The following is a 22,313-nucleotide window of genomic DNA, read 5'->3' on the forward strand; positions in this document are numbered from 1 at the left end:
TTGCTTAAGGCCTCTATGGATAATCAGCAAAAAGTAGATGCACTACTAAATCTAGCAAATAAAAGTCAAGAATCTAAGAAAGGTAAGCTAAAGATTTTTTTAGGTTATGCCCCTGGTGTTGGTAAAAGCTATGCGATGCTTAATAATGCTAGAGCTCTACAAAAAGATAATAAAGATGTGGTAGTTGGGCTTCTTGTTAGTCACGGTAGAGCTGATACGCAAGCGCTATTAGAGGGATTAGAGGTAATGCCACTTAAAAAAGTGACATATAGGGGTAAGGCGTTTGAAGAGCTTGATATAGATGCAATAAAAGCAAGAAAGCCAGATATAGTAATAATCGATGAATTACCACATTCAAATTTGCCGACATCGCGAAATAAAAAAAGATATATTGATATCGAAGAGCTTCTTGATGAAGGCATTTCTGTTTATACTGCGATAAATATTCAGCATATTGCTAGCTTATCTTATGAAGTTACTCAATTAACACAGGCTAATGTGAATGAGATTGTTCCTAATGATTTTATTCAGTCTGCAGATGAGCTTGTTGTTGTAGATGTTAGCCCAGAAGAGCTTATCAAGAGATTAAAACAAGGTAAAGTCTATAAAAGTGATGCAATAAATAGGGCGTTAGAAAGATATTTTCAGTATACGAACTTAACTATATTGAGAGACTATACATTTAGGATGGCAGCAAACCATGTTGGTCAAGATATTCAACAATATAGAAAGTTGTATCAAAATGGCAGTGCGATACCTACATCACCATACGTATTAGTTTGTTGTGGTTATGATGAAGCAACCCCTAGTTTACTGCGTAAAGGTAAGCTTTTAGCTACAACATTAAATGCTCGATTAATAGCTATATTTGTCCAAAAACCAAATAAAGTTACAAAGACTAGATTAAATTTTGCCGTTATTAGACGCTATAAGATGTTAGCAAATAGTTTAGGTTATAATATTGAGCATATTCTTGGGGATAGGATTTCTGATACGATACTAGAATATGCAAAGTCTATAGGCGCTACTGATTTAGTTATAGCCAAGTCAATACGCCCTAAGTGGAAAGATAGGTTTTTTGGATCTCTTGTCTATGATGTTGTTCGTAATAACAATACGGGAATGCAAATCCATATTGTTTCAATAAACAAAAAAGAATGTAAGGCTGAAGAGCCACAGCCACATAATAAGGCAAACATAAAAGAGTTAGTTCTAGATACTATAAGGTCGGTCTCGATAACTGCAATATCGGGAATATTTATATTTTTTAGTTTGAATATGGCTGGACTAGTATCACAGACTCTCTGTTTTTTGTTAGTTCTTGCCGCTTCTGCATATAGGTATGGTTTGATACCATCTATATTATCCTCTCTAGTGGGACTGTTCTTATATATGTATTTATACCTGGAGCCTAACTTTGTATTTCATATATCTAGCTTAGCGGGAATAATTACATTTGCTTTGTTTATGGCTATCGTTATCTTTTCTAGTCATGTGATTCTACGTACAAAAAGAGCATTCAATCTTCTCCAAGAGCGAGAAAATAATATTTCTGTATTATATCGATTTACAAAGATATTTAATGAGAAAAGTTTAGATAAAGATTTACGTCCAATATTTTTAAATGCTTTGGAAGAATATTTTAAGTGTGATTTTGTATTTTTAAGTGTTTCAAATGGTGAATTAGAATCTTCAGCATTTCCACAACATCCAAATTTTAACCAAAAAGAGTTAGCAGCAGCAAAGTGGAGTTTTAAGTATAAAGATAGTTGCGGTAAGGGGACTAATACTTTCGCGGGATTGGACTGGGCGGTTGAGCCACTAGTTATAGAGAGTAGAGTTCTTGGTGTAATAGCTGTTTATCTAAGTTCAGAAGAAGCTGTAGAGAGAATAGTCACAGATAGTGTAATTCTAAGTAGCATGCTATCTCATATATCGCACTTACTACTTAAAAGAAATTTTGAAAAGGAAGAGAAAAAGTCTCTAGTTCTAGATGAGCAGAGAAGACTACAAAAATCGATGCTATCTTCTGTTTCTCATGACCTAAAGACTCCTCTAGCGTCTATAATGGGAGCCTTAAGTAGTGTTAAATCATTTAAAGAATCTTTTACTCAAGAGCAACAAGATGAAATGATTGACTTAGCTTTGACAGAGTCTAAAAGATTAGATAACTATATAGATAATATAATCCAGATGTTAAAAGTCGACTCAGGAAAACTCTCTTTGAGTATAAGAGATGTTGATAGTAATGATTTCCTTGTAGAAATTGAACAGGTTTGTAAAAGAGTTTATAGCAAGCAGAAATTCAAATTTATAGTCCCACGTGAATCATTTAAAATACAGTTGGATCCTATCCTATTCCAGCAGGTTATTCTTAATTTGGTTGATAATGCGGTTAAATTTACAGCTGATTTTGATAAAGAAGTAATGGTTTCTCTTGTAAGAAAGGGTAACGAAGCTTGTCTTTTTGAAGTAAAAGATCAAGGTATTGGCTTGAAAGAGACTGATATGGAGAAGATATTTACAATTTTTCATAGAATCGAAAAAAGAGACAGCTATACCCATGGTAACGGTTTAGGTTTGGCTATATGTAAAGGGATTGTTACTGCACATAATGGTAAAATACGTGTTTATAGTGATGGCGAGGGTAAAGGAAGTGTTTTTAAAGTTACATTGCCTTTGCAATCAAAATTAGACAATAAGAAAAGATAGATGCTTTAGAAATGATAAAAAAAATACTAATAGTAGAAGATGAACCTCAAATTAAGAAGCTTTTAGAAAAAACCTTTTTGGTACTAGGGTATGATGTTGAGAGTGCATCAACAGCTTCAATAGCGACTAGCCTGCTAGGGCAATATCATCCTGATGTTGTTATTCTTGATCTTGGACTTCCTGATCAGGATGGTCAAGATTGGCTTAAAGCTGTAAGAGTTAGTAATGACGTACCTATTATTGTAGTGTCAGCAAGAAATGATACAGAAGAGGTTGTCAAAGCTTTAGAAAATGGTGCAAATGATTACGTTAAAAAGCCTTTTGATATGCCTGAGCTGATTGCTCGAGTTAGAAGACAGTTGATTGCTGTTATTAAAAAAGATCTTGAAATAGCTAATGTATATAGCTTTGATAATCTCATAGTTGACTTAAATGATCATAAGGTTATTTTGGATAATCAAGAAATTCACTTATCAAAAAAAGAATTTTCGATTTTGAGCTATTTAGTTAAACATTCAGGTAAGTTGGTAATGCAGAATACTCTTTTACATGAGGTTTGGGGAGATTGCTATGGAGACGGGGCTCAGTATCTAAGAGTGTATATTGGACAGTTAAGGAAGAAGCTTTCTGCCTGTAAAAAGCAACCATTAATTATTACAGAGAATGCCATAGGTTATCGCTTTATACCAGCTGATTAGGAAGTATACTTATAGCTTATGATTTCATCTTTTTTTGGTCCAGATATTTTCCATACTAGACTAATCTCACTCTCTAAATTGTAAAGTTGGGCTAAATATAAATCATCAACACATACATGAGCCTGCTCACTTTGCCATAAGTTATCATCTATATGTATTAAATCAAAAAGTTTGACAAGATTATTATAACCAAATCGAGCATGAGATAAGCTTATACGCTGTGAATTTATCTTTTGCCAGATATATTCGTTAGAAATATTTATAGGTTTGTTTGAGCTATCAAGTATAAAATAACCTTCTTCTTTGAAGTATATACAATTATCTTTTTGTTGAGTTATGACAGTACCATATCCATCTCCATTCCAGCCTGTTTGAGAGTTTTGGCCACTCTTAGATTCATACTTAAAGTGCCGTATATTAAGTAGCTTAGAGAATAGTTCCATAGTATTAGTAAATTTGGTTTTTATGAATATAGATTATAATGAAAAAATGTTTGGATAAGTCAGCATTATTTGCTTAGTTGTTAAAATAGAGTTATTATTTTAGCGCTTAATAAGAAATTATAATAAACCTTATGAACTCCAGATCTATCGGCTCAGTTTTTTTGATAATAGGTACTACTATTGGAGCAGGAATGCTATCTTTGCCTTTGATAGTTGCTTCATGTGGCTTTACCATGGCTGTAATTCTCTTAATACTTTCTTGGAGTGTGATGTACACAACTGCTCTTAAGCTTTTGAGAGTTTGTGCCGAGTATCCGTTAGGGGTTAATTTCACAACAATGATGCAAGCTCGAGTGTCTAAGGGATATCTAATATTTTTTAGTATTATCTATTTGTTACTACTTTATTCACTTATGTCTGCATATACCACACAGGGCTCATCACTAGTTGCCACACTTGGAGGTGTTGGTGACTCTTCTAAGACATCAGTAGCGATAGCAGCCATTATTTTTACACTAATTTTTGGTGCATTAATGTTCAGCTACAGAGTCAGTGATTATGCTAATAGATTGTTTGTGATGCTTAAATTTCTGTTTTTTGCGGTTGCTATAGTGATTATGCTGTTTTATATCAATACAGGTTATTTGGAGAGAGCACCTCTTAGCTTTTCAGCATTTATCTTTGCGTGGCCGACATTATTACCATCTTTTGGTTTTCATAATATAATTCCAGTTATTTATGAGTATCAAAAAGGAGATGTTAAAAGTTTAAAAAAAAGTATACTTATAGGCAGTTTATGTGTTTTAGTCATATATATAATATGGATTCTTTTAGCTTTAGCCCTTATTCCTCAGCAAGGTTTACACAGCTATCAAATATTATTTAGCTCTGGTAATAATACACCTATGGGTCTTGCTTCAGAGATTAGACAAGTCTCAAAGTCTGCTTCCTTAGAGGTTGGATTAAATGTATTTATGCACATAGCAATTATTACGTCTTTTATTGGAGTAGGAATTTCTTTACTACATTATATTCGTGATTTATTCTCTCGTTATAATAAGCAAGTTGGTAATATTGTATTAGGCTTAATCTGTTTTATACCGCCTTTAATATTTACAGTTTTTTATCCCAGAGGTTTTATACTCGCTTTACAGTATGCAGCAATATTTGCTGTGATAATATTCGTGTACACGCCTTCATTTTTAAGTAGAAGAGCAGACCTTAAAATATATTATTCAAATATTTATGTGATTGCGATGGGAAGCATTGTAATACTTTTTCAAATTTTTAATTTGTGTTTTGATATTAATCCATTTACTGGTTTCTAAATAGTCGATGATAATTTAGGCTAGAACATATATAATGTGTGATAAGCATTTTTGTAAGTATAAGATTATAGAGTTATGAGATTTGTAGATGAAGTCGTTATTAAGCTTCAAGCCGGTAAGGGTGGTAATGGTTGTGTGAGCTTCCGTAGAGAAAAATATGTCCCTCGTGGTGGGCCAGATGGTGGTGATGGTGGTCATGGTGGTAGCATTTATCTCAAGGCAGATGAGAATGTGAACACTCTGATTGATTATCGTTACAAAAGAGAGTACTACGCTGAAAATGGACGTCCTGGCGAAGGTCGTAATTGCTATGGTAAAGCTGGAGAAGATTTATATCTTGTAGTGCCCGTTGGTACTAGCGTATTTGATGCTGAAACCAATAAAAAAATTGGCGAAGTTCTAAATAATGGTGAAATCTTCAAGCTAGTTTCTGGGGGTAAAAGAGGGATAGGTAATACGCACTTCAAGAGTAGTACAAATCAAGCTCCAAGAAAGTTCACCTTAGGAGAGGAAGGCGAATATAAAGAAGTTCGCCTAGAGTTAAATTTATTGGCAGATATTGCATTGCTAGGATTGCCAAATGCTGGAAAATCAACACTTATTCGTTCTGTATCTGAAGCTACGCCAAAAGTTGCAGACTATCCATTTACAACAATGTATCCACACTTAGGAGTAGTCAAGGTTGGTGTAGATAGTTTTGTGATGGCAGATATCCCAGGAGTTATTGAGGGTGCCGCTGAAGGCGCTGGACTTGGTCTTAGATTTTTGAAGCACTTAACTCGAGCAAGATGCGTGTTGCATGTTGTAGATATTTGTCCATTTAACGAGTCTGATCCTGTAGAGAACTATTTTGCAGTTGAGAAAGAGCTTAAAAAATATAGTGAAGAACTATATGATAAGCCTAGATTTTTAGTTATTAATAAGATTGATTTGCTTGCTGATGAGGTAGAAGAAAGGTGCCAAGAATTTGTCAAACAGATAGGTTATGAAGGTAATTATTACACGATATCAGCAGCTATGAAAAAAGGAACACAAGAGTTAGCGAAAAAGCTTAATGAGTTTTTACAAAAACAAGAATAGGCTGTAGATGAAAATAAAGAATCTTATATTTGGCTCACCAATTCCTAATGCAAAGCAACAGGATCAAAAAATTGGCTTATTTGCTGGGTTTGCAATATTATCATCAAATGCATTATCTTCAGTCTCTTATGCCACTGGAGAGGTATTTATAGTTTTAGCCACGGCAGGTGCTGCGGCTGTTTCACAGTACTCTATTGGAGTATCTGTGATGGTTATATTATTAATGTTACTGATGGGTTTTTCTTATGCTCAAGTCATAAAAGCTCATCCAGAGGGTGGTGGGTCTTACTCAATAGTAAAAGCACACTTTAGTGAAAAATTAGTTTTATTGACCTCAGCATCATTGATTATTGATTATATACTTACTGTAGCAGTATCAGTATCAACAGCTGCGGTAGCAATTAGCTCAGCATTCCCAGCCTTAGAAAATTATAGCACTAAGTTAGCATTATTTTTCTTGGTTTTTTTGATGATTATGAATCTAAGAGGGGTAAAGTCTACAGCTAAAATATTTGTATGGCCAACATATATGTTTATTGTCTCAATAATTGTGATGATAATAGTGGGTATATATCAATATAATCAAGGCACTTTAGAGACATTTGCTTACCAACAAGACTATCTTAATCAAATGCAAGCATCGATGGGTGTTTTAACAATAACTCTTGTTCTTCGAGCTTTTTCTTCAGGAAGTGCTGCTTTGACTGGTATAGAGTCCTATGCTAATGGAGTCGCTGCTTATAAGTCTCCAGGACTATCTAAGGCTATTATTGGCCTATTATTAATGGTTTTTTTGTCTATAGTGATGTTCGCAGGAGTTACTTTTATTGCTGCAAAAACTGAGATACTTCCTAACTTCTCTGAAAGCGTATTATCTCAAGTAGCTCATCAAGTATTAGGGAATGGCTTTTTTTATTATTTTTTACAAGCATCAACATGCTTGATTTTGCTTATGGCTGCTAATACATGTTTCACAGGTTTTCCTATTCTTGCTGCAATCATGAGTAAAGATAATTATCTGCCTGAGCAGCTTCAGCGTTTAGGCGATAGATTTGCTTTTAGAAATGGTATTCTTATTTTGACAGTTCTGTCAGCTATTTTAGTTATTATTTTTGATGCTAAGGTTAGTAGGCTAATACCTTTGTATGCATTTGGCGTTTTTATCGCATTTACTCTTTGTCAAGCTGGCTTGGTTAAGTATTGGTATAAGAATAAACGTACTTACAAGAGCTGGGGTATTAGAGCGTTCGTTAATGCTTTTGGTTGTGTGGCAACTTTTGTTGTCTTAATCACTATTATTGAAAGTAAGTTTTTCGAAGGTGTTTGGATAGTAATAATTGCTATATTGATAATAATGTATGGCTTATATTCAATCAAAATGCATTATATCAAGAGAGAGCATAGCTTAGCGCAGAGTGTTGATGAGGCCATAGTCAATGCTTGTATACATGAGAGCTTAAAGCCAAAGATAGTTATATTAGTATCTCGTATTCACCGGGGTACAATAGATGCGTTGACATTGGCGAGAAATATCTCTGATGATATAACACCAGTATTTGTTTCAGCAAATGAGAAGAAAATTGAAAAAATAAAAACAGAGTGGAAAAATCTTGCTTTTAAAGAAAAGCTCTTGGTTATGCGTCCAGTTTATAATTCGTTTATCACACCTGTACTGCAGATTTTACACAAGAATGATTTAAGAGACCCTGAGAAAGGATATTCTGTGGTAATAATTCCTGAGGTTGTAAATACAAAGTGGTGGCACTTTTTATTACATAACCAAAATTCGCGAATGGTTAAACTAGCTATTGCTGCAATGGATAAAAAAGATAATAAGACAGCTACCAGAGTGGTTATCTCTGTACCGTATAAGGCAGAGTAGCTGATGTTGAGATTTTTTGGAAATTTCTGGCATATATCTGATTTTTTCTGGAAAAGTAAGTACGGTAAAATAGCTCTGGCAATAGTAGCTTTGTTGCTGGTCCTTGAGGGCTTGGGGGTTGCTCTAAGTGTTTACTTAAACTCGTGGAATGTTGGGTTTTATAACTCAATTCAAGAATATAATAAAGCATTGCTGATACATCAATTAATTATCTTTATAGTCTTGATATCATTGATGATGTTTAACTTCTTTCTATCATATTTAGTTAAGCAGTTTTTTGTTATTTTTATCCGTAAACCAATGACTGATTTTTATACTAAAAATTGGCTGTACTCACGATCATACTATAGAAGTAAACAGGTTGATAATCCAGAAGAAAGGATTGATGAAGATGTTACAAGATTTATTACCGATTCACAGTCATTATTTTTGGGAATTACAAGAAGTATTTTTAGTTTTTTCTCATTTGCGGTAGTTTTGTGGGGATTATCAGGAGACTATACTTTCAATATTTTAGGTGTAGATATTACCATCTATGGCTATCTTTTTTGGGTAGCTTTTTTATTAGGTCTTTTGAATATTGTTGTAGTATTTTGGGTTGGTAGACCCTTGAAAAAACTGGTGTATCAAAAGCAGAAGTTACAAGCTAACTTTAGATACCACTTATCTACCATTAGAAACAATCGACTTTCAGTTAGAGACTATAACGCTGAAAGATATGAATATGCTCGTTCTAGAAGGAATTTCAAAGCAATTGTAACTAACTTCTATAGTTTAATGTTCCGTAATGCAAAAATAGATGTTGTAAATACGCTATTTAGTCAAGTCTATGCGATTATCGGTACAATCTTATCATTGCCTAGATATTTTGCAAAACAGATAAGTTTTGGTCAGATGATGCAGGTAAACTCAGCAGTAATGCAAGTTATATTCCCTATGGTTTATCTTACATATGTGTATGAGACATTAGCTAGTCTAAGGGCTAGTATGTCACGGCTTACTGAGTTAAAGCATGAAATTTCATCAGAAAAACTGAGTGATGATGAAACAGATTTACTAAACTGTGAAGAAAGTATTTTAGAGGTAAATAGTTTTTCGTTACAGAAATCACAAGACTCGCCATTTTTGTTAGACAATATATGTTTCAGGCTAAAGAACCATGAAAGGTTGCTTATAAGCGGACATTCTGGGATTGGAAAAAGTACTTTGTTAAGAGCCATTGCTGGGGTAGGATGTGGTAGTCATGAGGGAGATATTATCTTTGCTAGGAAGTGTCTCAAGATTTGTTTACTACCTCAGAAGCCTTACTATCCTGAAGATGATTTTAAGAGAGCTGTTTTTTATCCAATACAAACAGGTTTACCATCAGATGATAGATTTATTGAGATACTAGAATTATTAAATGTTGGCTACCTGACCAAATATATAAATACAATAAATGATTGGCGAAATTTTCTATCGTCTGGTGAACAACAAAAGCTCAATTTCTGTAGGATTTTTGTTAAGGAGTATGATCTGTTGTTACTTGATGAGGCAACTTCAAACATTGATGTGAACTCTGAAAGAAAAATATATGAAATTCTACAAGAAAAGGGCTTTGCGTATATTTCAACAAGTCATAGTGAGAGAGTAAGAGAGTATCATAATAATTTTTTAGATTTTTCTAATGATTGATCAAAAGATGGACAATAATACTAGCAAAATATCCTAAGGCGATAACCCAAGTCCATTTGAGGTGTCCCATGAAGGTATATTTACCTTTGGATTTGCCCATCACAGCAACACCCGCTGCTGAACCTATAGCTAGTAAGCTACCACCAACTCCTGCAGTTAGAGTTATTAATAGCCACTGGGCATGCTCCATTGTTGGATTCATACTAAGTACTGCAAACATAACAGGGATGTTATCAATAATTGCTGAAAGTATACCAATGATGGTATTGGCTTGAGTGTGAGCAGAGAATATGCTTGGAGCAATTGACTGCATGTCTGTGTAAATATATTGAGAAGCAAGGCCAAGATAACCTAAAGCGGCTAGCCCCTGTACAGAAACTAATATTCCATAGAAAAATAACAATGTATCCCATTCAGCTTCCTTGACCTTATCAAAGATATCAAAAGCATGGGGAGGCATTTTGTGTTTCTTTGGATTCCTATTTTCATAAGCAATTTTCAATCCATAGATATAGTTATATATCATTACATACCCAAAACCTGTCATCATTCCTAGAGATGGTGGTAAGTGAAGTAAATGCTCAAATGATACAGCTGTAGCGATCGTTAAGATAAATAGTAAAATAACGGGAATGGCACCTCGCTTTAGCTCTACCTTTTCTTCTATTATCGATTGAGATTCCATTTTTGGCACAAAGAAGCTCATGATAATGGCAGGTACAAGGAAGTTTACTAATGATGGAATAAAGATTGCGAAAAACTCAGTGAATTTAACAATGCCTGTTTGCCATACCATAAGTGTTGTAATATCACCAAATGGCGAGAATGCACCTCCAGCATTTGCTGCAACAACTACATTCACACATGCCATTGTTATAAATTTTTTATTGTCTTTGCCAATAGATATCACAACAGTGCTCATTACTAGTGCTGTTGTTAGGTTATCAGCAACTGCTGATAAGAAAAAAGATATAATACCTGTAAGCCAAAATGTAGCAAGATATCCGAAACCAGCTCTTAGTAGTGTGCTTTTTAGCTTGGCAAAGACATTGCGATCCTCCATTAGGTTAATATATGCCATTGCGACTAATAAGAATAATAAGAGCTCACCATACTCGGTCATAATATGGTCAAAGTTTGAGTGAACAATATTGTTCGCTCCAAGTGACTTTCCAACTATTGCAACAAGTATCCAAATAATACCTGCAGCGAGGATTACAGGTTTGGACTTATTGAGTTTTGTGAAATCTTCTGTCATAACGAATAAGTAAGCAATTACAAAAACCACAACTGCGGCTATAGCTAGTGGCTGATCAATAGCATGAACACTCACAGCACTCAGAGACTCTGTCCCTTGGGCAAATGACAAAATAGGTAAGATACTCATAAGTATTATGAGTGAGAGTTTTTTATACATCATATCTAAACAAAAATTATTGATGGCGCTATTATAACATTGTCAGCTAGAGAGTTAAGAATAAAACATACTTTTACTTTCAGGAGCACTACTATACTAAATGAGTAACATATTTATATTATTCTGATATAATAACCCGCTACTTACAAATAAAATACAAGGGGTGTTTCTATGTGGAAATATTCTCCAATAAAAACTATTCTTATTCTTGGTCCTATGGTCTTTGCTTTTGCATTGGCTATGGATGTCTATATGCCCGTTCTACCAGATATGCGCGAAGCGCTAAATACAACTCAGCAAATGGTACAAGTTACATTGTCTTTATTTTTGGTTGTTACAGGTATTGGTCAGCTTATTTTAGGTCCACTATCTGATCAATTCGGTAGGTTCAAAGTTATATTAACTTCTTCAATTATATTTTTAGTTGGATCAGTTTTATGTGCGATTTCTCAAGATATTGAGTTTTTGATATTTTCGAGGGTTATCCAAGCGGTAGGCTGTTGTGGTTTATCTGTATGTGCTTTTGCAATTATTAGAGATGCATTTTTTGGTAAAACTAGTTCGATGATATATAGTTTTATTAATGCGATAATTTCAGTCTCGCCAATAATTGGGCCATTAATTGGTGTACAGTTGGCGATACATTTTCCATGGTATTCAGCTTTTATATTTCTAGCAATATTAGCTTTTGTGGCATTTTTGATAATAGTATTTTTTGTCAAAGAAAGCTTACCTGTAGAAAGACGCAAAAAGATGACTTGGAGTGTTTTTGCGAGATATTTACATGTGTTAAAGTCTCTGCAATTTTGGGCGTACTCTTTAGCAGCGGTATCAGGAATGGTTTCATTTTTTATATTATTTTCAATGACACCATATATTATCAACTATTTAGGTTATCCAATCTCAGAGATATATATTGTATTTGGCTCAGCAGGGGTGGCATTTCTGATAGGTTCAATATTTGCTGGAGTTATTGTTAATGCACTTGGTGTCTATAACACCGCCTTTCTTGGTGTGGTGTGTGTATTTATTGCAGGTGTTTTGTCATTTAGTATATATGAAATATGGGGATTAAGTTTATGGGGCTTTTTTGCTCCGTGTTTCTTAGCGACATTTGGTTGTGCCCTTACCGCAGGTACTGGAGCTAGTGGTAGCATGGAGCCTTTCTATGAAATGGCGGGTGTTGCAGCAGCATTATTTGGAACTATGGAATTTGCTATTAGTGGAACTATAGGCAGCATAGCTATGTTATTCCCAGCAACTAGCTCTTTACCAATAGCAATTACAATGATTATTATTTCTATTATTGCGGCTTCATTGTTAATTCTAGTCAAAATCATACAAACAAAAGAATAGCTTGTACTTATAAGTATTAGAAGTTGCTTATGCTAAAAGTATTAAAAACTATATTTAGTACAGTCAAATCGATATGGAGCTCTTACTGGAACTGGAATATGGATTCATGGAGAAGAATTACTCCGATAAGATACTTTGGTATTTTTCTTATGATATTGATAATAATATACGAAGTTTTCTTTAAATCTTAACTTAATAATGCTCGTGAAGCATAGTCTTATGAATTGTGGTTAGTTTCTGTCAATCTTTAAGCTTTAATATGCATATATGCATGACAGCTATGCGTATATAGATATTTTTATCTATTTTGAAATAAATTAGAATCACTGGTATTGAGTCATCATAACCTTAATTATTGCCTTTTGAATAAATATAGATGTTCTTATAGATCAAAGGCAAAAGTTAGATACTCTAATTTCAAGAATTGATTTTATAAGAAACCAAAGGAATAAACTATGAAAAAAACATCACTTGTTGTAGTGGCGCTATTTACGTCAACATTAGCCTTAGCAACACCATTCACTTTGAATATTGATAATCAATCTGAAGCACAGGGATTGCAACTTCATTCATCTACTGATGGGGATAAGAACCTTGAAAAAGGCATCAATACTTTTAATCTTGATACTCAAAATCAGTATGAGATCCGTATACCAAATGTTCAGATAATAGGATCATTGAAGCAAGATGCAAGCTTTTTTACTATGCAGAGTGTTCCAATGAATCCACAATATTATCAAAATTTGAATGTTGAAATCTCATCTCCAAATGGTTCATACAAAACTGTAACACCAAAGCAAGCTAATGGCATATGTAGTATTGATACCCAAGGGCAGGGCATTACTTGTAGAGTATCAAAAGTAGCACCAAGCGAGCTTAATATTACCCTCACAGGAGGTAAAGCTCCTGAGCCAATAGCTGAGTATACTTACGATGCGGGTGTTTGGGATGGTTCAAAAATATATCAAGTCAAATATAATCCAACTTTGTACCCTAAAGTAATATATTCGGTAGATGGAGGAAAGAACTATATGTCATATGTAGCTTGTTGGTATGCAGATGCTTCAAATACTCCAGGAAATGGTGATCCTTGGAGAGAGTACGATCCATCAAAAAATGTTTGCTCGTAAAATCTCCATGATTAAAACTATACTCTAAAGCTATCTAGACACTATTTATTTCATAAATTTCTTATCATTAAGGCAAACTTCATATCATCAGGTGTGACATTATCAAATCTAACTTTAGCTTGATAGCCACTGCCTTTTGCCTCTTCCATAGGATTACCATCTTTGTCTAGCATATTGTCTAGTGTTATCTCACGACTACCAGATGGCAACATAAGTTCGATACTATCGCCGATTTTCATTTTGTTACGGACATTGATATCAGCATAGCCAGTATGCTCATCGAAGTTTGTTATTTCACCAACAAACTGCTGAGTAGAACTACGTGAGTCTGAGTTTTCATACTTTTGATACTCATCATGAACATGGCGGCGATAGAAACCTTCGGTATAACCTCTGTGAGCGAGACCTTCAAGTTTATCCATAAGCGTCATGTCAAAAGGTTTGCCTGCAAGAACATCTTTGATAGCTTGATCATATAGCTGAGCAGTTCTAGCAGCATAGAAAAATGATTTTGTGCGCCCCTCTATCTTAAAGCAATCAACATCCATTTTCATCATTGCTTCTACATGCTGTATAGCTCTTAGGTCTTTTGAATTCATAATATAAGTACCATGCTCATCTTCAAACATTGGGTTATATTGTCCTGGCTCTTTGTCATTCTCTATAAGCACTGCTTTATCTGATGGAGTACCGATTCCAAGAGTTGATTTGACTTCAACAGGTTCGAAATCTCCCCACTCGTTTTGTTTTGCTTCAGCAACTTTGTAGTTGTTGCGACAAGCATTATTACATACACCTTGGTTAGGATCTCTATGGCTGTAGTATCCTGATAGTAGACATCTACCTGAGTAAGCCATACATAATGAGCCATGAACAAATGTTTCAATTTCCATATCTGGAACATGCTCTTTGATCTCTGCGATTTCTTTTAGAGATAGTTCTCTTGATAATACAACGCGTGTAATACCAAATTTTTGCCAAAATCTAACAGTTTCATAGTTCACAGCATTGGCTTGAACTGATAAATGTATCTCTTGGTCTGGGAAGTTCTCTCTAACTAGCATAATCATGCCGGGGTCTGACATAATCATCGCATCAGGTTTAAGAGCAAGTACAGGAGCTATATCTTTGATGTAAGTTTTGATTTTAGCATTATGTGGAGCTATATTATTAGCTAGCATTATCTTCTTGCCTTGCGCATGAGCTTCAGTAATTGCTGTCTCAAGAGTCTCTAATTTTGAGAACTCATTATTTCTAGCCCTTAGGCTATAGCGAGGTTGTCCAATATATACTGCATCAGCCCCATAAGCAAAAGCATAGCGCATAGCTTTTAGGGTGCCTGCCGGTGACAATAGTTCAGGTCTTTTCATGTATTTTTATCCTTTGACTTAATATTTACTAAGCTTTTTTCTTAGAAAGCGAATGATTCAACTCTATATTTTAACTTTTTATTTTTTGTCTATAAAGATTTATTTTGATACAAAGAATTGTTGAATTAATTCTAATTTACAAAAAAATAAGATGGTAGGATTCAGTCAAAGTCTGGTATTTTGGAGATTTAGATATATCTAAATTAGTAACCTATAAATTATAATCCAAAAGGTCGGTAAGACCGCTAATATAATATAAGATATTATTAGTCCATCATAACCATACTTTGTTAAAAAAGCTCCAAGACCACTAAAAGTAAATGCTGCTAGGTTTTGCAATAATCCTAATGCTGATGCTGCTGTTCCTCGTCTATGAGGATGTAAAGATAGTGCTTCACTACTTATGTTAGGAGCTCCGATCCCAGAGCCTATTGTGAAAATGAAAAATGGTATTGCTAATAGCCACCCAGAGAGAGGTAGGTTGATTATTTTGGTAACTAAAACAATAGTCAAAGATGTTATGAATAGACAAATAGGAAGTATAATTCTATTTTCAAATTTAACTCCCTTTCTCAACATGAGTTTAGAAATTATTCCACCTAATATAAATGCAATCGATATCGGAATAAAAAATAAACTAAATTCCCCTGTCGCAAAATGAAGTTTTGTCAACAAGAATGGAACTTGAGACAGGTATACATATACAGATATATATATCGAAGTACTAGCTAAAGTTAAGATGATAAATTTAAAATCTTTCAATAAGTGTCTGTATTGATTTAGTACAGCTAAAATAATATGCTGTTGAGTAATGCTATGCTCTTTTACATCATGGATACTTTTCGGAGGGGTAGGTAGCTTTATAGTTATTAAAAATAATACTGCAGCTATTACTATTAAAAAAATAAAAATCCCATACCATGTTGATAATGTTAAAATTATACCGCCAAATACTGGTGCTATAGCTGGCATTGAACCAATGAGGATATAGCCTGTACCAATAATATGTGCGGCATGCTTTTCAAAATAACTAAATGCTAGAACTTGCCATAGACACAATGCACTTGCTGCACTTAATCCTTGAGTTAGTCGAGCTATAAGGAAGGTTGAAATATTAGGTGATAAGATGGCTATAAGATTAGCAATAATATACAAGATAAGCCCAAATGCTAGAACCTTTGATGTTTTGATGTGATCAGATAATGCACCATATATCGGAATACCAATAGCGAGACCTAGCATGTAAAAGCTAATAGTCAAACTCATACTTGCTTTTGTTGTCGAAAAAATGTGCTGTAATATTGGCATTGCTGGTAAATAAATATTAGCTGTTAAGATTGATAAAAAAGCTAATGTGTAAATAAGAGTTTTAATATTTTTGCTCATGTGAGATTCCTGAAAAGAGTTTGGATATTAGACTTAGTCACTATTAAAATCTATTGTTCACTATTTGTTTATAAGTTTTGAGGCTTTTAAGTTTTAAGCTTTGCTATTGTAGATCTGGTACAGAGTGTGAGAATCTTCAAGAACTCTATAGTTTAGTATTTTCTGGTTTTTTACTTCATATATTGATACAATGTAAGTTTCAAAGATTTGGTTATTATGTGAGAATATAACCTTTAGTTTCCCATATTCGTAAACAAGATTTGTATTTTTACTAGCTATTAAATCTATAGATGTTTTATTAAACTGACTAACATCTTTTTTGATGTTTTTGAAGTGTTCAATGATCGCTTGTTTGCCAAGGTGTGAGCCACTCTAGGCACCATTGATACTATCGGAATGCCATTCTGCATTATCATCAATTAGGTTTAGTGCGGCATCTAGGTTGCCATTTTGCTGATACTCAATAAAGTTTTGAATTATTTCAAGGTTGGTTTTAGTCATTTTAAATACCTCTAGGTTTATGTTGTGTTGAGAGTTTAAATTAGATTCTTAAACATATAAATTGAATAATTTTTAGCATTGTGTTAACTTTTGGTTAACACCGGGTTTTTAAATTACTTTGTCTATGCAGTATACGTTACATCAACTCAGAGTATTTGCAGCTGTGGTTGAAAATAAGAGTTTAAGAAAAGCAGCAGAACAGCTTTTTATCACACCACCTGCGGTGACTAAACAACTTCAAAATTTAGAAGATATCATAGATTTAGAGCTCTTTGAGAGAAAAAATAATAGTCTAAATTTGAACAATGAGGGAGAGCGTTTCTATGATTTAGTCAAGCCTATACTTGAAAAAATAGATCAAGTTAATAGATTAGAGCTACCTATTTTGAGGAATAGAAAGTCAAAGATTAGAATAGGTCTGTTACCAATATTTGAAAAAAGTATCTTTGATGCAATAAATAGATGTATAGATAAAGAAACTATATTTGAATATGATTTAAAAGTTTGTAAAAAAACTCGATTAGTAGAGAAGCTTGAGAATAATGGTTTAGATGTTGTATTGACAGTAATGAGCGATGAAGAGGTTCATGACCTTAAGAGTAAAGGTTATAATGTCAAGTTATACAATAGAATTGATTTTGGAATGTATGTTTCAAAAAAATTATTAAAGCGTTACAGTAGTTTAGAGACAGTTTTTAGAGAGTCGGTGTTAATTTTAGAAAGTAAATATCGAGATAAATTTCGTCTATCAAATGTAATAAGCTTTGATTGTTGTTTAAGTGTTTATAATGCTATTATCCAAGGAGTTGGTTATGGTTTTTTACCAACATTTCTCGTTAGATCTCAAGAGGGTAAAGATTTAGTTAATATGGATACAGAGTTATCGTTAGTCAGTCTTTATAGCTATTATGTTTATCAAACAAAAGAGTCTGCAAAGATTGATACTATTGGAAATCTCTTTCAAGTATCTTAAGAGTATTAAATGGCAAAAATTAGCAAGTTCCCTTTACCGTAGTATTATGATAATATACTTTTTCTAAATAGTAGATGAAATTTACTTCTTAATAAACAGGGGTTAATGATGAATTTTGAGCTTGCTAGAGAGAATATGGTAAAGCAACAAGTCCTCACGGAAGGTCTTTCTTTAGATGGTGTTGCAGAGATTATGGCGGATATCCCTAGAGAGATTTTTCTACCCAAGGAGTATCAATCTTTAGCATACTGTGATACTAATCTTGTGATAGATGATAGAGAGCTTAGAAGCCCTATGTTTACAGCTAGGCTAATAGAAGCTTTGGCTATGAAAAAAACTGATAATGTATTAAAACTTGGTTTAGAAACTGGATATCCAGTAGCGTTGATAGCAAATCTATGCAATAGCGTTGAGCTTGTTGATTATGATGAAGAAAGACTAGCTATAGCAAGGCGTAATTTAGCAAAAGTAGATGTTTATAATGTCGAATTTAATAGCGCTGAGCATCTTACAAACATTATAAAGAATGCCAAGAAATATAATTGTATATATATATCAAATGTTGTAGAAGAAAATGAGGTGGATGAGTCTCTGCTAGATCTTCTTGAGGTTGGTGGTAGATTAGTTTTTGTTGTAAGAACTGATGTGTGTGACAAAGCTTACCTTATAACTAAAACAGTAAAAGAAACGCACCAAAAGAGTTTTCTTTTTAATGTTTATAATAGATAAAATATTATGAAAAAATTAACTCTATGCTTTATTGGTTTGTTTTCGATGTTTACGGCATTTGCCAACGAAGATACTCCTGTGCCAGAATATAAATATGCTGGAAGGCCTGTTGGTACAAATATAAATCAAAACCCCTATAGCGTAGAAAAGCAATATGCGAAAGCTGATGAAATAAAGGTGGATAACAAGTTTTATGATCTTAAAAAGGCTGATGAAGTCGCGATGGTTCGTAATACTGAAGATAAGTTTTATAGTTTAGTCGATATTTATAAGTTGGCTGCTGAACATAATGCAGATTACCAAGCCGCTAGATCAACTTTTGCCGCTAATGTTGAAACAGTACCAGCTGCTTTGGGTGCATTGTTACCACAAATTGATTTTAACTATAACCTTAGACGAGATCTATATAATCAGTTTGGTGGTAGGGTTAATGATACTGCAAATAATCTTAATTTTAGTGGTTCACAGGTACTTTTTGATTGGAGTAAATGGAAGACATATACCCAAGCTACATATTTGCAAAAATCTTATGCTATGATTTACGCAAAAGCAGAGCAAACTCTTATTACAGACACGGTTACAGCATATTTTGAGCTTCTAAGAGCAGAGCAGGCGTTACAGTTCCAGTTTGCAAACGAAGCATGGAACAAAAAACTATATCTGACACAAAAGTATCAATATAATTCTGGTATGGTATCTTATGCGGATTTCAAGACCACAGATGCTCAGTATCGTCAAGCCGTGGCTGATAGAGTTAGTGCTCAGAGGAACTTCATTAATGCAAAAGCAGTAATGGCAAAGCTTATAGGTAAACGTATTAGTTCGATTCTGTATATTTCAAAAGATACTGAATTTGGTAACCCTGTACCAGATGATATTAACTATTGGCTGAATACTGCAGAGAAGTATAATCTTGATATTGCACAGAAGAGATTTGAATATCAAGCAGCTCAAGAGGGTGTTGGCATAGAGTGGGGTAATTTCTTTCCTAAGGTTAACCTAACAGGTGGTATGTTGATGTCAAGAAATGCTCTTTCTGGAAATCAACAGCAGATAGAAAAAATTCCTACTAAATATGATGTTGCTAATATTGGTGGTGAGGCTAATTGGAACCTATTGAGAGGTGGCTCTGATTATGCGAAGCTTAAACAGGCAAGCTATAATAATCAAGCAGCTAATTACGCACTACTTCAAACACAAAGAGAAGTTTATGCAGGGACTGTTGAAGCATATCAAACAGTTGTTTTAGATGCTGTGAGAATAGATGCCTTCAGGAAATCAGTATATGCTGGTATTGCTTCTGTAAAAGCCATATTAGACGGTTTTGAGGCTGGTACACAGACTATTGTTGATTTGCTTAACCGACAGGCGATACTTGTACAGGCGCAGCTTTCATTCGCTGATGCTATATTTAATTATGTTGAGGATTATGTTAGGTTGAAACAGTTGCAAGGTGGTTTGACCTATAAGGATGTTGAATATATAAATAATATCCTTGGTAAAACAGATATAATCTCGCAGATTGCTACGGAGTAATTATTGTAATGTCTCAAATTTCAGCTTTTATTTTAGACTTTGAAAAATATAAAGCTGAGACTCTTAAAAACTATATTTCCTCTAAAAAAAATATCAACTTAGAAAAGCTAACTAATAAGCAAAAAATATTCTCACAGTTTATTCGTTACTTTGTGTTCGAAAGGTTTTATGGTATTGATAATCTAGAGTTTGAATATAAGCATGGTAAACCATATCTTGATGGCAGTAAATTTTTTTTTAATATAAGTCATACTCATAACAAGGCGATAATGGTTGTTGCCTGTAATGAGATTGGAATAGATGCTGAGATTGTATCAGCAAAGAGAAATGTTCTCTTGATAGCTGAGCGATATTTTACTCAGCAGGAGTATCAAAGTATAGAAAATAGTGAGGATGTTTATAGCGAGTTTTATAAATTATGGACTCTCAAAGAAGCACAAGTCAAAAGAAATGCTCTTGGAATTGCTAGAGGGCTTTCTGATGCGAAATTTACTAAGAAGAGTACTCAATGGGTAAGTAATAACTATCCTGAGGATTTTTTTTCATTTACCTATCAAGAGTTATTAATTTCTATTTGCTCACAAAATATTGTGAATCAAAAGATAGATTTATATGAAATACAGGATTTTAATTTTATAAGTAAGAATTATTAGGGGGATAGTTATGGCGTTGCATGCTAAAAAGAGCACAAAAGATAAGTTGTATAAAGAATCATTACCAAAGTTTGAGATTCCAAAAAAATCAAATAATGCTTTTGAAGCATATCAAGAAATCAAAGATGAGTTGATGTTGGATGGTAACTCAAAGCAAAATTTGGCAACATTTTGTCAAACTCAAGTGGATGATTTTATCCACAAACTTATGGATGATTGTATTGATAAAAATATGATAGATAAAGATGAGTATCCACAAACTGCAGAGATAGAATCAAGATGTGTCAATATACTGGCAAACTTATGGAACTCTTCAGCAGAAAATGCTATCGGTTGTTCAACTACTGGCTCATCTGAAGCGGCTATGCTTGGTGGTATGGCAATGAAGTGGCGCTGGCGAGATAAGATGAAGGCGCAAGGCAAAGATTACTCAAAGCCTAACCTTGTTACAGGACCTGTGCAAGTATGTTGGCATAAGTTTGCTAGATACTGGGATATCGAGCTTAGAGAAATCCCTATGTCCAAAGAGAGTCTAATAATGACACCAGAAACGATGCTTGAGTATTGTGATGAAAATACTATAGGTGTTGTGCCTACTTTGGGGGTTACATTTACAGGTCAGTATGAGCCTGTTGAGGCTATTTGCGAAGCTCTAGATGAATTTGAGAAAGAAACTGGTATAGATATTCCAGTGCATGTTGATGCTGCTTCAGGAGGGTTTCTGGCACCATTTATAGAGCCTAAGCTTAGATGGGATTTCAGGTTACCAAGAGTCAAGTCAATCAACTCATCAGGACATAAGTTTGGACTATCTCCTCTAGGGGTAGGTTGGGTTGTTTGGGCCGATAAGAAATATTTACCGCAAGATTTGATTTTCAATGTTAATTATCTTGGTGGAGATATGCCAACATTTGCTCTAAATTTCTCTCGTCCTGGAGGACAAATAGTTGCTCAGTACTATAATTTTGTCAAACTTGGATTCGAAGGTTATAAGAATATTCATAAGCTTAGTTATGATGTCTCAAAGTATATCTCTAAAGAAATCAAAAATATGGGTATCTTTGATATTATTCATGCTGGTAAAGGTGGTATACCAGCCGTGAGTTGGTCACTTAAAGCTAGCAAAAGTTATGATTTGTTTGATATCTCTGAAAAAATACGTGCCAAAGGTTGGCAAATTGCCGCATATTCGATGCCAAAGCATAGAGAGGATTTGGTTGTTATGAGAGTACTAGTTAGAAGAGGTTTTAGCTTTGATTTGGCAGAGTTAATGATTCGCGACTTAAAAGATGTTGTTGATTCTTTAGAGAATAAATCTAAAGATATCGAAAGATCTAGTTTTTCGCATTAGTAGTATTAGAAGATTTTGATTAATTTATCATGATAAATATTGCTATAATATGTTTGTTAATGAAAGTAAATTGTATTAAGAGTAGTTGGTAGTT

General features: G+C 33.9%; 18 protein-coding genes. 13 read left to right on the forward strand and 5 right to left on the reverse strand.

Translation table 11 applies throughout. From position 1 onward, the window contains the following. Positions 1-15: 15 nt before the first annotated feature. The gene (locus F0R75_RS09285; RefSeq protein WP_149368919.1) at positions 16-2,712 is read left to right on the forward strand and encodes a sensor histidine kinase; all 2,697 of its coding nucleotides are present in this window, start codon (positions 16-18) and stop codon (positions 2,710-2,712) included. An 11-nt stretch (positions 2,713-2,723) separates the two neighbouring features. Continuing rightward, on the forward strand, positions 2,724-3,410 hold the full coding sequence (locus F0R75_RS09290; protein WP_149377290.1) for a response regulator transcription factor: 687 nt from the start codon (positions 2,724-2,726) through the stop codon (positions 3,408-3,410). On the opposite strand, the gene F0R75_RS09295 is transcribed toward F0R75_RS09290, so the two are convergent. After that, positions 3,407-3,853, reverse strand: a complete 447-nt coding sequence (locus F0R75_RS09295; RefSeq protein ID WP_149368917.1) for a DUF6314 family protein — start codon at positions 3,851-3,853, stop codon at positions 3,407-3,409. The genes F0R75_RS09290 and F0R75_RS09295 overlap by 4 nt on opposite strands. A 131-nt stretch (positions 3,854-3,984) precedes the next feature. On the opposite strand from F0R75_RS09295, the gene F0R75_RS09300 reads away from it, so the two are divergent. The 4 genes from F0R75_RS09300 to F0R75_RS09315 all read left to right on the forward strand — a co-directional run bounded on the left by F0R75_RS09300 (position 3,985) and on the right by F0R75_RS09315 (position 9,817). After that, positions 3,985-5,181, forward strand: a complete 1,197-nt coding sequence (locus F0R75_RS09300; RefSeq protein ID WP_149368916.1) for an amino acid permease — start codon at positions 3,985-3,987, stop codon at positions 5,179-5,181. Positions 5,182-5,256: 75 nt separating this feature from the next. Continuing rightward, on the forward strand, positions 5,257-6,261 hold the full coding sequence (cgtA, locus tag F0R75_RS09305; protein ID WP_149368915.1) for an Obg family GTPase CgtA: 1,005 nt from the start codon (positions 5,257-5,259) through the stop codon (positions 6,259-6,261). A gap of 7 nt (positions 6,262-6,268) precedes the next feature. Then, a complete protein-coding gene (locus F0R75_RS09310) occupies positions 6,269-8,143 on the forward strand; it encodes an APC family permease (RefSeq protein WP_146420952.1) in 1,875 nt (624 codons plus the stop codon). A gap of 3 nt (positions 8,144-8,146) precedes the next feature. Then, positions 8,147-9,817 carry an ABC transporter ATP-binding protein/permease gene (locus F0R75_RS09315; RefSeq protein ID WP_149368913.1) on the forward strand — a complete coding sequence of 557 codons (1,671 nt, stop codon included), beginning with the start codon at positions 8,147-8,149 and terminating at the stop codon, positions 9,815-9,817. Here F0R75_RS09315 and nhaD read toward each other — a convergent pair. Next, positions 9,807-11,234 (reverse strand): sodium:proton antiporter NhaD, encoded by a 1,428-nt coding sequence (nhaD, locus tag F0R75_RS09320; RefSeq protein WP_013922270.1) that lies wholly within the window; start codon positions 11,232-11,234, stop codon positions 9,807-9,809. The two genes, F0R75_RS09315 and nhaD, sit on opposite strands and share 11 nt — an antisense overlap. Before the next feature lie 171 nt (positions 11,235-11,405). Here nhaD and F0R75_RS09325 point away from each other — a divergent pair, with 171 nt between their 5' ends. Next, on the forward strand, positions 11,406-12,590 hold the full coding sequence (locus tag F0R75_RS09325) for a multidrug effflux MFS transporter (RefSeq protein ID WP_149368912.1): 1,185 nt from the start codon (positions 11,406-11,408) through the stop codon (positions 12,588-12,590). Positions 12,591-13,045: 455 nt separating this feature from the next. Continuing rightward, positions 13,046-13,720 (forward strand): hypothetical protein, encoded by a 675-nt coding sequence (locus F0R75_RS09330; RefSeq protein ID WP_149368911.1) that lies wholly within the window; start codon positions 13,046-13,048, stop codon positions 13,718-13,720. Positions 13,721-13,770: 50 nt separating this feature from the next. Here the strand turns inward: F0R75_RS09330 and trhP are convergent, their stop codons facing one another. From trhP to F0R75_RS10310, 3 genes are all read right to left on the reverse strand, one after another. Further along, positions 13,771-15,090, reverse strand: coding sequence for a prephenate-dependent tRNA uridine(34) hydroxylase TrhP (trhP, locus tag F0R75_RS09335; RefSeq protein ID WP_149368910.1), 1,320 nt, complete (start codon positions 15,088-15,090; stop codon positions 13,771-13,773). Between the two features lie 198 nt (positions 15,091-15,288). Continuing rightward, on the reverse strand, positions 15,289-16,476 hold the full coding sequence (locus F0R75_RS09340) for an MFS transporter (protein WP_149368909.1): 1,188 nt from the start codon (positions 16,474-16,476) through the stop codon (positions 15,289-15,291). Positions 16,477-16,848: 372 nt separating this feature from the next. Next, positions 16,849-16,977, reverse strand: coding sequence for a nuclear transport factor 2-like protein (locus tag F0R75_RS10310; protein ID WP_262875372.1), 129 nt, complete (start codon positions 16,975-16,977; stop codon positions 16,849-16,851). Positions 16,978-17,101: 124 nt separating this feature from the next. On the opposite strand from F0R75_RS10310, the gene F0R75_RS09345 reads away from it, so the two are divergent. The 5 genes from F0R75_RS09345 to gad all read left to right on the forward strand — a co-directional run bounded on the left by F0R75_RS09345 (position 17,102) and on the right by gad (position 22,219). Continuing rightward, a complete protein-coding gene (locus tag F0R75_RS09345) occupies positions 17,102-17,950 on the forward strand; it encodes a LysR family transcriptional regulator (RefSeq protein ID WP_149368908.1) in 849 nt (282 codons plus the stop codon). Positions 17,951-18,058: 108 nt separating this feature from the next. After that, positions 18,059-18,679, forward strand: a complete 621-nt coding sequence (locus F0R75_RS09350; RefSeq protein WP_149368907.1) for a protein-L-isoaspartate O-methyltransferase family protein — start codon at positions 18,059-18,061, stop codon at positions 18,677-18,679. Between the two features lie 6 nt (positions 18,680-18,685). Next, the gene (locus F0R75_RS09355; protein ID WP_149368906.1) at positions 18,686-20,215 is read left to right on the forward strand and encodes a TolC family protein; all 1,530 of its coding nucleotides are present in this window, start codon (positions 18,686-18,688) and stop codon (positions 20,213-20,215) included. Between the two features lie 8 nt (positions 20,216-20,223). Then, the gene (locus F0R75_RS09360) at positions 20,224-20,868 is read left to right on the forward strand and encodes a 4'-phosphopantetheinyl transferase family protein (protein WP_149368905.1); all 645 of its coding nucleotides are present in this window, start codon (positions 20,224-20,226) and stop codon (positions 20,866-20,868) included. Between the two features lie 10 nt (positions 20,869-20,878). Beyond that, positions 20,879-22,219 carry a glutamate decarboxylase gene (gad, locus tag F0R75_RS09365; RefSeq protein ID WP_149368904.1) on the forward strand — a complete coding sequence of 447 codons (1,341 nt, stop codon included), beginning with the start codon at positions 20,879-20,881 and terminating at the stop codon, positions 22,217-22,219. The last annotated feature ends 94 nt before the right edge of the window (positions 22,220-22,313 follow it).

The organism is Francisella marina (genome assembly GCF_008369785.1).
Classification (GTDB): Bacteria; Pseudomonadota; Gammaproteobacteria; order Francisellales; family Francisellaceae; genus Francisella; species Francisella salimarina.

What these genes read in the sequence shown, in the direction of transcription:
- F0R75_RS09290 (WP_149377290.1), top strand. Translation starts at nt 2,724, where the DNA reads ATGATAAAAAAAATACTAATAGTAGAAGATGAACCTCAAATTAAGAAG.
- F0R75_RS09295 (WP_149368917.1), bottom strand. Translation starts at nt 3,853, where the DNA reads ATGGAACTATTCTCTAAGCTACTTAATATACGGCACTTTAAGTATGAA.
- F0R75_RS09350 (WP_149368907.1), top strand. Translation starts at nt 18,059, where the DNA reads ATGAATTTTGAGCTTGCTAGAGAGAATATGGTAAAGCAACAAGTCCTC.
- F0R75_RS09285 (WP_149368919.1), top strand. Translation starts at nt 16, where the DNA reads ATGGATAATCAGCAAAAAGTAGATGCACTACTAAATCTAGCAAATAAA.
- F0R75_RS09310 (WP_146420952.1), top strand. Translation starts at nt 6,269, where the DNA reads ATGAAAATAAAGAATCTTATATTTGGCTCACCAATTCCTAATGCAAAG.
- cgtA (WP_149368915.1), top strand. Translation starts at nt 5,257, where the DNA reads ATGAGATTTGTAGATGAAGTCGTTATTAAGCTTCAAGCCGGTAAGGGT.
- nhaD (WP_013922270.1), bottom strand. Translation starts at nt 11,234, where the DNA reads ATGTATAAAAAACTCTCACTCATAATACTTATGAGTATCTTACCTATT.
- F0R75_RS09360 (WP_149368905.1), top strand. Translation starts at nt 20,224, where the DNA reads ATGTCTCAAATTTCAGCTTTTATTTTAGACTTTGAAAAATATAAAGCT.
- F0R75_RS09315 (WP_149368913.1), top strand. Translation starts at nt 8,147, where the DNA reads ATGTTGAGATTTTTTGGAAATTTCTGGCATATATCTGATTTTTTCTGG.
- F0R75_RS09345 (WP_149368908.1), top strand. Translation starts at nt 17,102, where the DNA reads ATGCAGTATACGTTACATCAACTCAGAGTATTTGCAGCTGTGGTTGAA.
- F0R75_RS09300 (WP_149368916.1), top strand. Translation starts at nt 3,985, where the DNA reads ATGAACTCCAGATCTATCGGCTCAGTTTTTTTGATAATAGGTACTACT.
- F0R75_RS09355 (WP_149368906.1), top strand. Translation starts at nt 18,686, where the DNA reads ATGAAAAAATTAACTCTATGCTTTATTGGTTTGTTTTCGATGTTTACG.
- F0R75_RS09340 (WP_149368909.1), bottom strand. Translation starts at nt 16,476, where the DNA reads ATGAGCAAAAATATTAAAACTCTTATTTACACATTAGCTTTTTTATCA.
- gad (WP_149368904.1), top strand. Translation starts at nt 20,879, where the DNA reads ATGGCGTTGCATGCTAAAAAGAGCACAAAAGATAAGTTGTATAAAGAA.
- trhP (WP_149368910.1), bottom strand. Translation starts at nt 15,090, where the DNA reads ATGAAAAGACCTGAACTATTGTCACCGGCAGGCACCCTAAAAGCTATG.
- F0R75_RS09325 (WP_149368912.1), top strand. Translation starts at nt 11,406, where the DNA reads ATGTGGAAATATTCTCCAATAAAAACTATTCTTATTCTTGGTCCTATG.
- F0R75_RS09330 (WP_149368911.1), top strand. Translation starts at nt 13,046, where the DNA reads ATGAAAAAAACATCACTTGTTGTAGTGGCGCTATTTACGTCAACATTA.
- F0R75_RS10310 (WP_262875372.1), bottom strand. Translation starts at nt 16,977, where the DNA reads ATGACTAAAACCAACCTTGAAATAATTCAAAACTTTATTGAGTATCAG.